At 68.4% G+C, this 14,729-nt stretch carries 11 protein-coding genes; 4 read left to right on the top strand and 7 right to left on the bottom strand.

Translation table 11 applies throughout. The annotated features are described in order from the left end of the window. Positions 1-28: 28 nt before the first annotated feature. Entirely contained in the window at positions 29-2,116 is a 2,088-nt protein-coding gene (locus ACLD02_RS01835; RefSeq protein ID WP_410297781.1) for a VIT and vWA domain-containing protein, read from the bottom strand. A gap of 173 nt (positions 2,117-2,289) precedes the next feature. On the opposite strand from ACLD02_RS01835, the gene ACLD02_RS01830 reads away from it, so the two are divergent. After that, positions 2,290-4,641 (top strand): helicase-related protein, encoded by a 2,352-nt coding sequence (locus ACLD02_RS01830; protein ID WP_410297780.1) that lies wholly within the window; start codon positions 2,290-2,292, stop codon positions 4,639-4,641. Positions 4,642-4,685: 44 nt separating this feature from the next. Here ACLD02_RS01830 and tmpT read toward each other — a convergent pair whose 3' ends face one another. From tmpT to ACLD02_RS01810, 4 genes are all read right to left on the bottom strand, one after another. Further along, entirely contained in the window at positions 4,686-5,348 is a 663-nt protein-coding gene (tmpT, locus tag ACLD02_RS01825) for a thiopurine S-methyltransferase (protein ID WP_410297779.1), read from the bottom strand. A gap of 15 nt (positions 5,349-5,363) precedes the next feature. After that, positions 5,364-5,867: a hypothetical protein gene (locus ACLD02_RS01820; protein ID WP_410297778.1), complete on the bottom strand. Its 504-nt coding sequence runs from the start codon at positions 5,865-5,867 to the stop codon at positions 5,364-5,366. Between the two features lie 2 nt (positions 5,868-5,869). Next, a complete protein-coding gene (polA, locus tag ACLD02_RS01815; protein ID WP_410297777.1) occupies positions 5,870-8,635 on the bottom strand; it encodes a DNA polymerase I in 2,766 nt (921 codons plus the stop codon). A 103-nt stretch (positions 8,636-8,738) separates the two neighbouring features. After that, positions 8,739-9,785, bottom strand: a complete 1,047-nt coding sequence (locus ACLD02_RS01810; RefSeq protein WP_410297776.1) for an alpha/beta hydrolase — start codon at positions 9,783-9,785, stop codon at positions 8,739-8,741. Between the two features lie 107 nt (positions 9,786-9,892). Here ACLD02_RS01810 and ACLD02_RS01805 point away from each other — a divergent pair, with 107 nt between their 5' ends. Next, entirely contained in the window at positions 9,893-10,816 is a 924-nt protein-coding gene (locus ACLD02_RS01805; protein ID WP_203104041.1) for a homoserine kinase, read from the top strand. A 10-nt stretch (positions 10,817-10,826) separates the two neighbouring features. On the opposite strand, the gene ACLD02_RS01800 is transcribed toward ACLD02_RS01805, so the two are convergent. Beyond that, positions 10,827-11,960, bottom strand: a complete 1,134-nt coding sequence (locus ACLD02_RS01800; RefSeq protein WP_410297775.1) for a cellulase-like family protein — start codon at positions 11,958-11,960, stop codon at positions 10,827-10,829. Between the two features lie 91 nt (positions 11,961-12,051). Further along, complete coding sequence (locus tag ACLD02_RS01795) at positions 12,052-12,927, bottom strand: metal ABC transporter substrate-binding protein (protein ID WP_410297774.1); 876 nt, start codon at positions 12,925-12,927, stop codon at positions 12,052-12,054. Positions 12,928-13,020: 93 nt separating this feature from the next. Between ACLD02_RS01795 and znuC the strand changes: the two genes are divergently transcribed. After that, positions 13,021-13,821 carry a zinc ABC transporter ATP-binding protein ZnuC gene (gene znuC / locus ACLD02_RS01790; protein WP_203104047.1) on the top strand — a complete coding sequence of 267 codons (801 nt, stop codon included), beginning with the start codon at positions 13,021-13,023 and terminating at the stop codon, positions 13,819-13,821. Next, the gene (gene znuB, locus ACLD02_RS01785; protein WP_203104049.1) at positions 13,814-14,599 is read left to right on the top strand and encodes a zinc ABC transporter permease subunit ZnuB; all 786 of its coding nucleotides are present in this window, start codon (positions 13,814-13,816) and stop codon (positions 14,597-14,599) included. Before znuC ends, znuB begins: the two co-directional genes overlap by 8 nt. Positions 14,600-14,729 lie beyond the last annotated feature (130 nt).

Genomic DNA, 14,729 nt, shown 5'->3' with positions numbered 1-14,729 from the left:
CGATCGGTAATTTTCCGGACTGGCTGGGCTAGCGCCGGCGGCGCAGCAGGCCGGCCACGGCCATGACCAGGAACGGCAGCCAGGACCAGGGGCCGGCGGCGCCGCCGCTGCCGCCACCGCCGCCCATGGAAGCGCGCGGTTGCTGGAACATGGGCTGGCTCTGGTCGGCCCGGTTGGAGGCCGGCGCGCTGGCTTCGCGGCGGGCCTTGGCGAGCCGCTCGAGATCGCGGCGGTCGGCGTTGCGGCGCTCGATGCCGTATTTCTCGAACACCTCATCGCGCAGCACCACCATGGAGGTGTAATCGGTGACCAGGCCGTACTCCAGAGCCAGGTCGGTGATGGCGTCCTCCAGGTCGGCGTCGGCGCCGAAGTTATCCCGTTCCCGGGCCAGATTCTGGATGGTGGCGTAGGCCCACAGCCGTTCCAGTTCCGGGTTGTCGCCGCCCTCTTTCGGGAAGGTGAAGCGGCTGCGGTATTGCCGTTCCTGGCCGCCCACCCGGGTGTTCAGGGTCACATCCGCCGGGCCGTCGCCCCAGTAATGCCCCATCACCACGATGCGCTCGCCCCGGTATACGGAGCCGATGCGCGCCGGTGTACGGTCGGCGGTTTTCACGCCGTCGATGTCCAGGCGCACGTCGTTCATGGCCTGGTGGGTGAGCTTGCCGGTGGCCTGTATCAGCCGGCCAACAATGTCGTCGCTGTTGGAGACGCTCAGGGCAAAGCCGTTGCTGGCATCGGTGAGCGCGGTGAGCAGCGGACGGTTGGCGCTGTTGCCCATGATGAAGGTAAACAGGCGAACATCCCGCTTATCGAGCAGTTCCAGGAAGCGCTTTTGCGCGGTGACGCCCACATTGGCGACGCCATCGGTGACCAGCACGATGCCGGTGGGGCGGTCCGCGTCCAGGGACTTAAGGCCGCTTTTCAGGCCGTCGTACAGGTTGGTGCCGCCGGAAGACTGCAGGCCGGCCACCCGCTTCACGTAGTCGTTCACCGCCTCCGGCGTCACCGCCACAAAGCCGTTGGTGAGCTCCCGGGTACCATCGTTGAACAGCACGATGCGGAAGCGGTCCTCCGGGCGAAGGCGGCCCAGGGCCTTGCCGACGCCGTCCGCCAGGGTGGCCAGCTTGCCGGCCATGGAACCGGACACGTCGAGCACGAACACCCAGTCGCGGCCACCGCTGACCGGCGGCAGATCATCACCGGGGGTCAGGCTCATCATGAAGGTACCCCGGTCCGAGCCCGGCGCCTTGTAGGCCACCAGATCCACGGTGCCTGGCAGGTCCTTCGGGTGGCGCCAGTAGACCACGACGTCCCGATCCAGCTGGAACGCCGGCTTGCCGTCGCCGGCGGCGGTTTCCCGCTCGGCGCCTTGCTCCATGCCCTGCTCTCTGGCCGTCCCCCCGGCTTGCGACGCAGCAGCCCGGTTGTCCAGGGTTACCCGCCATTGGCGCGGGCCCTGCTGGGTGATGGCGGCACCGGGCTGGTCCGGCACCCGCACCGCCGCCACCGGATAGCCGGCGCGCAGGTTGAGAGTAAAGGTGAAGTGCTCCTCGACCCGTTCGTTGGCGGTCCAGAAGTCCAGTTGCCGCTGGTCCACCCCGCCCTCTTCCAGGGGATAAACGTAGCGGCCCACGCCGGTGTCCACCCCGGCGGGCTGCATGTAGACCAGCCGCACCCGGGTGTCGCCGCCGGCGCGCACCGGGTTCACCAGCACGTCGAACGCCTTGTACTCGTCCTTCTCGGTGAGTCCCGCTTCACGGCCGGCGGCTTTTTCCTGTTCATACACTTGGCGGGCCTTGTCCCGAGGCAGGATCTCACCGACCACCGGCTTGCCATCAATCCACACGGTGAACTCCGCCACCGTGCCCTTGGCCGGCACCGGGAAACGGTAGTGGGCTTCCAGGTCCCGATCATTGGGGTTGTGGAACACCTGCTCCACTTCGGTAATGGCGTAGCCGTCTTCCACATCCACGGTGACATGCTGCTCACGCAGCTTCAGTGGCGGCACGCCGCCGTCCGTGGGGGTCATCAGGCCCGCCGCCTGGGCGGTGGCGGCAGCCAGCAGCAACACCAGGCCACCGGCCAGGCGCCGCGCCCAAGAGGTAAAGGAAACCATGCCGTTCTCCTGTAGTTATTAAACGCCGTTCAATTGATACAGGAGAAGGCACCTTTTACTAAACACTGTTCATTAACAGGATGTGTCATCGGGTGTTCAACAGCCGGCCCGTTGGCCGGCGCCGGCGGCGCCCGTTACCATTGCCGCCCACGACGGACCGCCCCCTGGAGCCCATGAGCCACGCCGACACCCTGCCCATCGACCCGCTCAAGGAGCGCTTCCTGGACGCCCTGGACCAGGGCCCGGTGGTGGTATCCGCCGCCACCGGCTCCGGCAAGTCCACCCGGCTGCCGGTGTGGGCGATGGCGCGCGGCCCGGTGCTGGTGGTGGAACCCCGGCGAGTGGCCTGCACCGCCCTGGCGGGCTTCCTGGCCGGCCAGCGCGGCCAGGCCCCGGGCGACGAAGTGGGCTATGCGGTGCGCTTCGACCAGGCCTGCACGGACCGGACCCGGCTGGTATTCGTGACCCCGGGTATCGCGCTGCGCTGGCTGCAGGAGGGGCGGCTGGCCCGGTTCACCACCATCATGCTGGATGAATTCCACGAACGGCGCTGGGACACGGACCTGCTGCTCGCCCTGCTCAAACAGCACGGCGGCCACCGCCTGGTGGTCACCTCCGCCACCCTGGACGGCCCCGCCCTGGCCCGTTACCTGGCCGCCCCGGCGCTGCATTCCGAGGGCCGGGGTTACCCGGTGAGCGTCCACCACCACGCCGACAACGACCGCCGCATGCCCGATGCCCGCGACCTGCCCGCCCGGGTACGCGTGGCGGTACGCAACGGCCTGGTGGCGCGGGACGACGGGGACGTGCTGGTGTTCCTGCCCGGCCGTGGTGAAATCCAACGCACCGCCGCCGCCCTCGGCGACCTGAACGCGGACATTCTACCGCTGCATGCCGGCATCACCGGCGAGGCGCAGCGGCACGCCCTGACCCCGGGCCCCCGGCGCCGGGTGATCCTGGCCACCAACGTGGCGGAGACCTCGCTCACCATCCCTGGCGTCACCCTGGTGGTGGATGCCGGCCTGGAGCGCCGCACCCACCAGCGCAACGGCCGCACCGTGCTGTCGTTGACGCCGATTTCCCAGGCCAGCGCCGACCAGCGCCGGGGGCGGGCGGGCCGCACCGCGCCGGGCCGGGTGATCCGGCTGTGGGGCGAGAACGCGCCCCTGGAGGCGCTCACGCCGCCGGAGATTCAGCGCGAGGAACTCGGCGAGCTGGTGCTGGCGGCGGCCTGCGCCGGTAGCCCGGCGACGGCGCTGGATTTCCCCGACCCGCTACCGGCGCACACCCTGGAACGAGCCCGCCAGCAACTGCACCGGCTCGGTGCTCTGGACGACCACGACCTGGCCACGGAGCGCGGTCGGGCCCTGTTCGCCCTGCCGGTGGACACCTTCTTCGCGCACCTGATCGTGGCCATGCCGGACGCCACCGCCCAGGGTTTCATGGTGGACCTGGCCGCCGCCCTGAGCGCCCGCCAGCGGCCGCTCACCCTGCCCCGGGACGAGGACGGCCGCCGCGCCCTGGCGGACTGGGAGCCGCGCCCCTGCGACGCCACCACCCTGGTGCGGGCGGTGCGCCAGGCGCCGCCGGAGAGCCTCAAACCGAACCGGGCGGCCCGGGACGAAGCGCGCCAGCTCGCCACCCGGATGCGCGCCCTGCTCGATCTGCCCGCCCTGCCCGCCTCCCTGGACGAGGACGTGCCGGCGATCCTCGCCGCCGCCATCGCCGCCAATCCCCGGGCGGTGTTTCTACGCCGGGAAAAAGAACGCCGCCGGGACGCCATGGGCAACGGCGGCGAGGAAGTCCGCGTCGGTGAGGATTCCCGCTTCCCCGAGGACGCCGAGGCGGCCCTGGTGCTGGACAGCCACAGCCTGCCCGGCAAGGGCACCCGCCAAACCCTGACCCTGGCCACCTGCCTGGCGCCGGTGCCCGTGCTCGAGCTGGTAACCCAGGGCCTGGCGCAGCCGGAAACCGGCGACGTGGAATGGCACGGCGGCGAGCCGGTGGTGACCCGTCACTGGTGCTACGCCGGTCGGCGCATCCACACCGACACCACCCGCCCGGAGGGCGCCGCCGCCCGCCAGGTGCTCGCCCACCTGATCCTGGACGGCGAATGCCTGGCCCCGGCCGGCGAACGGCTGATGGACGACCTGGACGCCTGGCGCCTGTACCTGGCCCTGGGCCACGATCAGGGAGAAGCCCCGGAACCAGCACCCTGGCTGGAACAACGCCTGGCGGAAATGGGAGTGGAAAGCCTGGATGACCGTGCCCTCCTGGAACCGGAGGACCTGTGCTTCCCCGGCATCCCGGACTGGGAACGGGAGCGCTTCGACGAGAAGTACCCGCGCTTCGTGACGCTCAGCGATCTGAACATGCGGGTGCACTACCAAATTGCCCAACGGCGGGTGGAGTTGGAACACCAGAGCGGCAACCGCAAGGCCGCCCCGCGCCGCTGGGAGCTGCCCGCCTGGTCCGGCTGGCGGGTGCGCTACCGCAAGGCCAGCCGGGTGGTGGACGTGGTGTGAGATGGTTTAATGATGGGGAACCGCGCCAAGCCCTCTGGATTTCTTCAAACAGCCGCTAGCGGATTCAGCTTCCAGGCTACCTGCACGAACGCGGTGACGCCGGCTTCCTTGAAGCGGTCCTGGTTCTCGATGACGTCCTGGCGGGACAGTTCCCGCAGGGCATAATGGTCCTGGTAGAGGCGGCGCACTTCCTCGGCGAACACCGGGAACGGCGGGCCGTCCATTTCCGCCGGGTCGTATTCGAAGGCGATCAGCAGTTGCGGCGCCGCGCCGGTGAGGGCGCGCAGGTGCGGCGCGTAGCGGGCGCGCATGGCCTCGGGCAGGGCCACCAGGGCGGCGCGGTCGTAAACCAGATCCACCGGGCCCAGTTGCTCGGCGGTGAGCTGGAACAGGTCGCCCTGGAACACGGTGAGTTCGCCGTGGCGCCAGCGCTGGCCGCCGGCCCAGTCGTCCACCTCCGGCGCCACGCCCAGCTCCTCGAACAACTGGCGCACCGCCAGCTCGCTGAGCTCGGCGCCCACCACCCGGTGGCCCTGGGCCAGCAGCCAGCCCATGTCCAGGGTCTTGCCGCATAACGGCACGAACACCCGGGCCCCCGCCGCCAGGTCAAAGGCCGACAGGTTGCGCTTAAGCACCGGGTTCACGAACGGCAGGTGAAAACCCAACTCCTGCTTTTGCCATTTTTCTTTCCAGAACGCTGATTCCATGGGGTCTCCAGTGAGTCAGGGGGTCCCTTGCCGCAGGGCCCGTTCGGTGTCGCGGGTCAGGGTGACGAAATCCGGTTTGGCGATCACCGCCAGCACCAGGGCATAGACGCCGTTGAGCAGGGCCAGGGCGGCGTCGGAGTGGAGAAAACTGAACGCCACGATGATGAACGCCACCGCGTCCAGCATGCCCAGCAGCACGAACATGCTGGTGTGCACCTTGGCGGCGGCCAGGGCCGAGGGATCGGTGTCCGCCTTGCGGCCGGTGAGCGGTCGGCGGGCCACCGCCTCCGGGCTCATGATGAAATTGCGCAGCGGCCGGGCCACCAGCAGGCTCAGCGCCATGGCGCCCAGGGCCAGTTGCCAGAGCATCTCCTGGGGCAGCAGCTCGCCGGCGGACTGATAGTCCGCGAACCGGATCAGCCCCCACAACGCCACGCCGATCACCAGGGGCGCGGACAGGGTCACGAACCAGAGCAGGTTCAGGGTGCGCGCGGAGGGCACGCGGGATTTCAATGTCATGGTCAGTGTGCCTCTTCCCAGTTATCGCCGGTGCCGGCGTCGACGGTCAGCGGCACCTTGAGGTCGGCGGCCGCTTCCATGCGTTGCTTCACTTCCTTGACCAGGGCGTCCACCTGGCTTTCCGCCACCTCGAACACCAGCTCATCGTGCACCTGCATGATCATCAGGGCGTCGAAGTCGCTGTCGGTGAGCCAGCTGTCCACCTGGACCATGGCGCGTTTGATGATGTCGGCGGCGGAGCCCTGCATGGGCGCGTTGATGGCGGTGCGTTCGGCGGCTTGGCGGCGCTGGCCGTTGCGGCTGTTGATTTCCGGCAGGTAGAGGCGGCGACCGAACAGGGTTTCCACGTAGCCGTTGTCGGCGGCGTCGGCGCGGGTGTTTTCCATGTAACGTTTTACGCCGGGGTATTTTTCGAAGTAGCGGTCGATGTATTCCTGGGCTTCGCCGCGCGGGATGCCGAGCTGGCGGGCCAGGCCGAAGGCGCTCATGCCGTAGATCAGGCCGAAGTTGATGGCCTTGGCGTTGCGCCGCTCATTGTCGCTGACGTCGTCGAGGGTCTTGCCCCAGACTTCGGCGGCGGTGGCGCGGTGAATGTCCAGGTTGTGTTCGAAGGCGTCGAGCAGGCCCTTGTCGCCGGACAGGTGGGCCATGATGCGCAGTTCGATCTGTGAGTAGTCGCAGGCAACGATCTTGCGGCGCCCTGTTTTATCGGAAGGGGGCGCGGAAAAGGCGAGCCGGATCTTGCGGCCTTCCTCGCTGCGCACCGGAATGTTCTGCAGGTTGGGGTCGCTGGAGGAGAGCCGGCCGGTGGCCGCCACCGCCTGATGGTAGGAGGTGTGCACGCGGCCGGTGCGGCGGTTGATCAGCTCCGGCAGCTTGTCGGTGTAGGTGTTCTTGAGCTTGGAAACACCCCGGTATTGCATGATCACTTCCGGCAGGGCGTGGCCGTCCAGGGCCAGTTCCTGAAGCACCGCCTCGGCGGTGGACGGCGCCCCCTTGGGCGTCTTCTTGATCACCGGGATTTCCAGTTTCTGGTAGAGGATCTCGCCAAGTTGCTTGGGCGAACCCAGGTTGAATTCCTGGCCGGCGACTTCGTAGGCCTGTTCCTGCAGTTCCATCATGCGTTTGGCCAGGGACTGGCTTTGCTTGCGCAGCATGTCGGCATCCACGTAGGTGCCGTTGCGTTCAATGCGGCTGAGCACCGGCAGCAGCGGCATCTCGATGTTCTCGAACACGCTCTTCAGGCCGTCGATCTCTTCCAGGCGCGGCCACAGGGTCTGGTGCAGACGCAGGGTGACGTCGGCGTCCTCGGCGGCATACTCGCCGGCTTCCTCCAGGCCCACCTGGTTGAAGGTGAGCTGCTTGGCGCCCTTGCCGGCGATCTCCTCGAAACTCACCGTCTTGTGGCCCAGGTATTTAAGCGCCAGGGAATCCATGTCATGGCGGGTGGCCACGGAATCCAGCACGTAGGATTCCAGCATGGTGTCGAATTGCACGCCACGCAGGGTAATGCCGGCGTTGGCCAGCACGCTCATGTCGTACTTGAGGTTCTGGCCGACTTTCTTGAGGCCATCGTCTTCCAGCAGCGGCTTGAGCTTTTCGAGCACGGTTTTTTCGTCGAGCTGTTCGGGCGCGCCGGCGTAGTCATGGCCGAACGGAATATAGGCGGCCTCGCCGGGGGCGGTGGCCACGCTGACACCCACCAGGGCGGCGTCCATGTAGTTCAGGCTGGTGGTTTCGGTATCGAAGGCGAACAGCTCCGCCTGCTTGAGCTTGTCCAGCCAGGCGTCCAGGGCATCCTCGGTGAGCACCGTCTCATAGCCGCTTCGATCGATGCCGGCCTCGTCGTCCAGGGCCGCGTCGCCGGCGAGCCCTTCGGCGGTCGGGTCCTGCCCTTCCAGCAGCTCGGTCAACCAGCCCTTGAACTCCAGGTCGCGGTAATAACGGGCCAGTTGCCCGGTGTCCGGCTGCCGCAGCTTGAGCTCGTCCAGCCCTTCATGAAGTTCGCAATCCACCTTGATGGTGGCCAGTTCATAGGAGAGGAACGCCTGCTCGCGGTGTTCCTCGAGCTTCTTGCCCATGCTCTTGGCGCCACGGAATTCCAGCTCCGCCACCTTGTCCAGGTTGTCGTAGATGTTTTGCAGCGAGCCCAGGCCCTTGAGCAAGGCAAGGGCGGTTTTCTCGCCGACGCCGGGCACGCCGGGGATGTTGTCCACCTTGTCGCCCATCAGCGCCAGGAAATCGATGATCAGCTCCGGGCCGATGCCGAACTTCTTCTTCACGCCCTCGACGTCGTAGAGGGCGTCGTTCATGGTGTTGATCAGGGTGACGTGGTCGTTCACCAGCTGCGCCATGTCCTTGTCGCCGGTGGAAATCAGCACCGCTTTTTGCTCGGCGCCGAACTGGCGGGCGAAGGTGCCGATCACGTCGTCCGCTTCCACCCCTTCCTCGATGATCAACGGCAGCCCCATGGCGCGAATCAGGTCATGCAGCGGCTGCACCTGCTCACGCAGTTCATCGGGCATCGGCGGCCGGTTGGCCTTGTACTGCTCGAACAGCTCGTCGCGGAAGGTCTTGCCCTTGGCGTCGAACACCACCGCCATGTAGTCGGGCTCATAGTCCTTGATCATCTTGCGCAGCATGGCGGCCACGCCGCGCACCGCGCCGGTGGGCCGGCCGCCGGAAGTGGTCAGCGGCGGCAGGGCGTGAAAGGCACGGTACAGGTAAGAAGAACCATCGACGAGAATGATCGGTTTGGGGTCGGCCATGGGGGTCCTTGGTCGGGCAAATTCGGAAAGCCACAGTGTAGCGCCACCAAGGTCCCGGGTCAGGGTCGGGGTGCGGATATCGTAGGAGCGGCTGAAGCCGCTCCTACAGCCGTTCGCGGGCGTGGGCGAGGATCTCGTCCACCGCCCGGCGAGCTGCGGGCAGCGCGCCGCCCATGGTGATGAAACCGTGCACCAGTTTCGGGTAGTCCAGGTTGACCACCGGCACACCCGCTTCGCGCAGCCGTTCGCCGTAGGCCAGGCCCTCGTCGCGCAGGGGATCGGTGGCGGTGATCAGGAGGGTGTCCGGGTGGCCGGCCAGGTCCGGGTTACGCAGGGGCGAGACGCGGAAGTCCTCCACCAGGCTTTCGTCCTGGACGTAGTGATTGTGGAACCAGTCGATCATGTCCCGGTCGAGACCGCCCTGGCCGCCGCCGAGCACGGTGGCGGAGGGCATCCGGTTCTCGCCGTCGGTTTTCGGATACACCGCCACCACCAGCTTCGGTGCCGGCAGGCCTTGCAGCGGCGCCTGCTGGGCGACCACCACGCTCAGGTTGCCACCGGCGCTGTCGCCCATCACCGCCATGCGGTCCGGGTCGATGCCCAGGTCGCGGGCCTGCCCGGTGAGCCAGCGCCAGGCGGCGACGGCGTCATCGGCGGCGGTGGGCGCCGGATGTTCCGGGGCCAGCCGGTAATCCACGTTGAGCACCACCGCGCCGGTGGCGTTGCCGATATGACGGCACAACCGGTCGTATTCCCGGGCGCTGCCGATGGTGAAGCCGCCACCGTGGCAGAACAGGATCGCCGGAGCGCCGTTCGCCGGGGCCGGCCCGACCCGTTCCTTGGGCCGGTACAGGCGCACCAGGATGGTGCCGCCCGCCACCGGCACCTGGATGTCACGCGCCTCGGCCACCGCTTCCTCGGGTACGTCGAGCATGCCGATCATCTGCCCGTACAGGGCGCGCCCCTTGGGCAGAGGCAGTTCATGGAAGCCCTTGCGGCCATCGGCGAGGGCCAGCAGCAGGCGCAGACGCGGGTCCAGGGTGGAGCGGTCGACTTTCTCCACCAGGCCGGCCAGGCGACCCGCGACGGGGGCGGGCAGGGCCATCATTGCGCGCACCGAGGTACGTTCTATCTTCTCTTGCAGGGACATGGTGCTCCTCGAAAAACGGGCCTGTTCACGGAATGTCCGGGGTTATACCATCGCCGGAGGTACTGGGCCCGGTCATCCCCGGCCTTTTTTCTCTCCAGGATCAATTGATGTCCGTTTACACCCGTCTCGACGACGATGCGCTGGCTTCGCTGCTGGCCGCCTATGACCTGCGCCTGGAGGCCGCCGAGGCGGCCCGCCACGGCATCGAGAACAGCACCTGGCTGATCGATGCCCGGGACGGCCTCGATCGCGACCGGCCGGTGGTGCTCACCGTGTTCGAGCGCTTCGACGCCGACACCCTGCGCCCTTATCTGGATCTGCTCACCGCCCTGGCGGAAGCCCGGCTGCCGGTGCCGGCACCGTTGGCGGACCGGGCCGGCAAGGTGCTGCGCCGGGTGGCGGACAAACCCGCCGTGCTGGTGCCGCGCCTGCCCGGCGCCCATTGTTTCCAGCCGGAAGCGGAGCATTGCCGCCAGCTGGGCGCCCTGCTGGCCGACCTGCACCGCCAACCCGCCGAGCCCGCCCGGGCGCTGCCCGACGAGCGCGAGCGGCTGGCGGAGTTCGCCCGCCATCTGTGCCGCCTGAACGACGGCGACCAGCGCCACGCGGAGCAAGTACTGGCACGCTGGCGGGACATCAAGCCCGGCGACACCCTGGTGCACGCCGACCTGTTCCGCGACAACGCCCTGTTCGACCGCCAGGGCCGGCTTACCGGTGTGCTGGATTTCTACAACGCCTGCCTGGAACGGCCGGAGTACGATCTGGCGGTGGCGCTCAACGACTGGGCGGTGGCCGCCGAAGGCCGCCCGGTACCGCGCCGCGAAGCGGCGTTGCTGGCAGGCTACCGGGATGCCGGCGGCGACTGGGACGCCGAGGTGCTGAACCTGGCCATGGCGGTGGCGGCGCTGCGCTTCTGGTTGTCACGGCTGGTCGGCCCGGTGTCCGACGAGGCCCAGGGCCAGGGCAGCAAGGACCCGGCGGAGTTCGCGCGCATTTTCGGCTACCGGTTCGACGCGCTGGGCGAGCTGTAAAGCAACGCGGTTAACGGCCCGGGCCGGTCAGAATCAGATGGTTGAGATGGGCGAGCCAGTCCGCCTCCCGCCATAACCAGTCGTTGTGCGGCGCCGCCAGACTGGTGGGGGTGAGCGCGCCGACGCCGCCGGCCACCGCCTGGGCCACCACGGTTTCGGTGAAGCCCGCCCAGCGCCGGGGCAGACGGCCCGGGTCGCCCGGAGAAGTCAGCCAGCCCTCGCCGAGCACCGGCTGCAGCCGCCGCACCCGGGCGAACGCCAGCCTGCGGTTAAGTTGCTCCTGAAGGCGACCGCGCCAGTGATCACCGCTGACATCCAACAGCGCGCCACGCAGCGGACCGGCCAGGCGCCGGCCAAGGACGCCGGGCACGGGCAGATCGGCGCCGGTGGCCAGACGGAAGCGCGGATCGTCGTCCAGCCACAATCCCAGATCGAGGAAATCCAGTTCACTGGTGTCCAACTGCCGCAGGTGCTCGCTGTCGGCGACGGCGGCACTGAGCCCGAAACGAATCTCCGGGAAGTGGGCGCGCAGAGCCCGCGGCACCTCCAGCAAGTATCGCTCCACCCCGGCCTCCTGATCGCGGCTCCAGCGTTCCGGCAACGGTCGTTGGCCGGACTGGCCAAACAGGCGACGAACCGGACCGTGACTCCAGGGCGGAAAGGGAAAATGGTGGCAGAAATCCACCGCCACCACCGTATCCAGGTGCCCCCATTGGCGAATCAGATCCAGGGTTTCCACCCAGACGTCGACGAAATCACCGGGCCGCCTCACGAAGGAGCGCCGGGCGCGGCTGTCGGGCAGGAAAAAGCCGCTCAACCAGAGTTTCAGATCGCGCTCGGCGGCGGCATCGAGCAGGCGCCGGAACGCCTTGCGGATGGGCACGGTGACGGCGCCACCGGGCAAACCGCGCCGCCGGTCCGGCTCGGCCAGAATCTCGCAGTGGTCCAGATGAACGCTATTGGCCGGCGTGGCCAGCAGATGGGGGTAGGGGTCCAGCCGCACGGCGTTGAAGCCGCGCGCCACCACGTCATCCAGGCGTGCCTCAACGGCGCCCGGCACCGCGCCGTAGGCGGGACCCAGCGGCCAGGCGTAATCCCAGCATGTGATGGCGAGACGCCCGGTCTCTCCCTGCCGCTGCCCCATGTAGTCACCTCAACCCAAGAAACGGTTCAGGATAACGGTTTCGGGCGCCGGCTCAATGGGCGCCGTTGGCCGAAGGGCGGCGGAACCCGGTTCAGGGTGCCAGACAGCGCTGGAAGCCGGCGGCCACCACGCCATCCAGCCAGGCACCATACCCGGAGCCGGGGTGGTCGCGACCCAGCGGGTCCAGGTCCACGCGCCGGCAGTCCGGACACAGCCGGGCCAGCATCTCGCGCTGGGCCTCGGGCTCGGCGATGGCACAATGCACCTGCTGCGTCTTGACCTGATCCGCCAGGGCCACGAAGCGGCGGCTGCCGGGGCCGGCGCCGAGCTGTTCGCTGACGGTGACCGGCTCACGCAGGCCCAGGCGATGCTGAAAATAGCCCCAGGGATTGTGGAAACTGAGCCAGGCGCGCCCGGCCTGCGGCGCCAGCCGGGCTCGGGCCGCCTCGGTGGCGCGCTCCAGGCCGGCCAGGAACGCCGCCGGTTGCCCTTCCGGCAGGCCGTCGGGGTCCCGTTCCGCCAGCCCCCGGGCCAGCGCCGCCATGTTGGCCGGGTCCAGCCACAGGTGCGGGTCCAGACGTGCCATGTGGTCATGGCCGTGATCGTGATCGTCAGCGCCATGATCCTCGTCACCGTGATCGTGGCCGCCCTGGCGTCGGGTCACGCCGGCCAGCGACAGCAGCGCCACCGAGGGCCCCTCGCGGCGCGCCATCAGATCCGCTACCGCCGGTTCCGCCTCGGCGCCCAACCAGACCACCAGGTCGGCCCGGCGCAACGTCAGCATCTGACGCGGCGAAAGCATCGGGTTATGCGGGCTCTGGTTGGGGGCGAGCAAGGTTTCCACCTGGGCGCTGTCGCCGTACAGATCCCGCAGCACCATGGCCACGGGTTCGACACTGGCCACCAGGGTGCGGGCGGAAAGGGGCGCGCTGAGAATCAGCAGCAGGGCAATGATGGAATAACGCATGAGCACTTCCTGCAAGCCGCGTGGAGACGGCGGGCGTTTGACGAATGAAATAGTATATCATTACCTCTTTGGCCTGGCCGGAACTTCGTTGTTATGACCCAAGCACTGGTCACCGTGGAAGACGCCGCCCTTACCCTGGGCGGCCAGGCGGTGCTGGAAAACGTCTCCCTGACCCTGGAACCGGGGCGCATCACCACTCTGATCGGCCCCAACGGCGCCGGCAAAAGCACCCTTGCGCGGCTGGTGCTGGGCCTGGCGAGCCCCGACCGGGGCCGGGTAATACGCCGCCCGGGGCTGACCCTGGGCTATATGCCCCAGCATCTGCGCGTGGACGAAAGCCTGCCGCTCACCGTGGACCGCTTCCTGTGGCTGGCGGCGCCGGGCCATACCCGGGCCCGCCGCGATGCCTTGCAGCGTACCGGCGTGGCCCACCTGCGCCGGCGCGCGGTGCGCCAGCTCTCCGGCGGCGAGATGCAACGGGTGCTGCTGGCCCGGGCGTTGCTGCGCAAACCGGACCTGCTGGTGCTGGACGAGCCCGCCCAGGGCGTGGACGTGGCTGGCCAGGATGCCCTCTACGGCCTGCTCGGCCAGGTCCGCGACGAAACCGGCTGCGGTATCCTGCTAATTTCCCATGACCTGCATCTGGTAATGGCGCGTACCGACGAAGTGGTGTGTCTGCACCACCATGTGTGCTGCTCGGGCACGCCGGAGGCGGTAAGCCGGGACCCGGCCTATCAGCGCCTTTTCGGCACCCACGGCATGGCCAACCTGGCCCTTTACACCCACCACCATGATCACGACCACGATCTCAGTGGCGACGTGCACGGCGGCGAGCATCATCACGGCGCCCATGACCATGGCGCGAGCCATGATGGGGGGCACCACCATGATTGAGCTTCTCGCCCCGGCCCTGCTGGCCGGGCTGGCGGTGGCCCTGGTGGCCGGTCCCATGGGCGCCTTCGTAGTGTGGCGGCGGATGGCGTTCTTCGGCGACACCATGGCCAACAGCGCCCTGCTCGGCGCCGCCCTGGCCCTGGCCTTGCAGGTCAATCTTTACCTGGCGGTGATCGCCACCTGCCTGGTGGTGGCGGTGGCCCTGGTGGGCCTGCAGCGCCAGCGGCAGATCGCCGACGATACCCTGCTGGGCATCGTTGCCCACATCACCCTGGCCCTGGGCATCATCGCCCTGAGCCTGCAGGACAGCGTGCAGGTGGACCTGTTCGCCTACCTGTTCGGCGACCTGCTGGCGGTGGACTGGCGCGACGTGGTGGTGTTGTGGGCCGGCGCCGCGGTGATCCTCGCGCTGCTGGCGTGGCGCTGGCGGGCATTGCTGAGCATCACCGTCAACGAGGATCTGGCCCGGGTGGAAGGCGTGGCCGTGCCGGCCACCCGCCTGCTGTTGATGCTGCTGCTGGCGCTGCTGATCACCGGCGCCATCCGCACCGTGGGCGTGCTGCTGATCACCTCCCTGCTGGTGATGCCCGCCGCCGGCGCCCGCCGGCTGGCGCGTACCCCGGAGCAGATGGCCGGCTTCGCCAGCCTGATCGGCCTGGTGTCGGTGATGCTGGGGCTGACCCTGAGCTGGCACGCGGACACGCCGGTGGGCCCCTCCATCGTGGTGGCCGCGGCGGTGCTGTTCGGCCTGACCCTGCTGCGCCGCCCCACCTCCTAGCGCTTTTCAACCCGCTTTCCCTCCCAGACCCATGGCGGCTCCGCCGCCACAGGGGGTCGATCCACGTCCTTTCGCCCAAAATCGTATACGATTAATCGTTTGACAAATATTATCGTATTTTAATAGCCTG

This window comes from Alloalcanivorax sp. C16-2 (genome assembly GCF_046507615.1).
In the GTDB taxonomy this organism is placed as follows: Bacteria; Pseudomonadota; Gammaproteobacteria; order Pseudomonadales; family Alcanivoracaceae; genus Alloalcanivorax; species Alloalcanivorax marinus_A.
The sequence above is the reverse complement of the archived record's forward strand: the minus strand, read 5'-3'. Positions and strand labels throughout refer to the sequence as shown.

What these genes read in the sequence shown, in the direction of transcription:
- ACLD02_RS01795 (WP_410297774.1), bottom strand. Translation starts at nt 12,927, where the DNA reads ATGCGTTATTCCATCATTGCCCTGCTGCTGATTCTCAGCGCGCCCCTT.
- polA (WP_410297777.1), bottom strand. Translation starts at nt 8,635, where the DNA reads ATGGCCGACCCCAAACCGATCATTCTCGTCGATGGTTCTTCTTACCTG.
- ACLD02_RS01835 (WP_410297781.1), bottom strand. Translation starts at nt 2,116, where the DNA reads ATGGTTTCCTTTACCTCTTGGGCGCGGCGCCTGGCCGGTGGCCTGGTG.
- znuB (WP_203104049.1), top strand. Translation starts at nt 13,814, where the DNA reads ATGATTGAGCTTCTCGCCCCGGCCCTGCTGGCCGGGCTGGCGGTGGCC.
- ACLD02_RS01830 (WP_410297780.1), top strand. Translation starts at nt 2,290, where the DNA reads ATGAGCCACGCCGACACCCTGCCCATCGACCCGCTCAAGGAGCGCTTC.
- znuC (WP_203104047.1), top strand. Translation starts at nt 13,021, where the DNA reads ATGACCCAAGCACTGGTCACCGTGGAAGACGCCGCCCTTACCCTGGGC.
- ACLD02_RS01810 (WP_410297776.1), bottom strand. Translation starts at nt 9,785, where the DNA reads ATGTCCCTGCAAGAGAAGATAGAACGTACCTCGGTGCGCGCAATGATG.
- ACLD02_RS01800 (WP_410297775.1), bottom strand. Translation starts at nt 11,960, where the DNA reads ATGGGGCAGCGGCAGGGAGAGACCGGGCGTCTCGCCATCACATGCTGG.
- tmpT (WP_410297779.1), bottom strand. Translation starts at nt 5,348, where the DNA reads ATGGAATCAGCGTTCTGGAAAGAAAAATGGCAAAAGCAGGAGTTGGGT.
- ACLD02_RS01820 (WP_410297778.1), bottom strand. Translation starts at nt 5,867, where the DNA reads ATGACATTGAAATCCCGCGTGCCCTCCGCGCGCACCCTGAACCTGCTC.
- ACLD02_RS01805 (WP_203104041.1), top strand. Translation starts at nt 9,893, where the DNA reads ATGTCCGTTTACACCCGTCTCGACGACGATGCGCTGGCTTCGCTGCTG.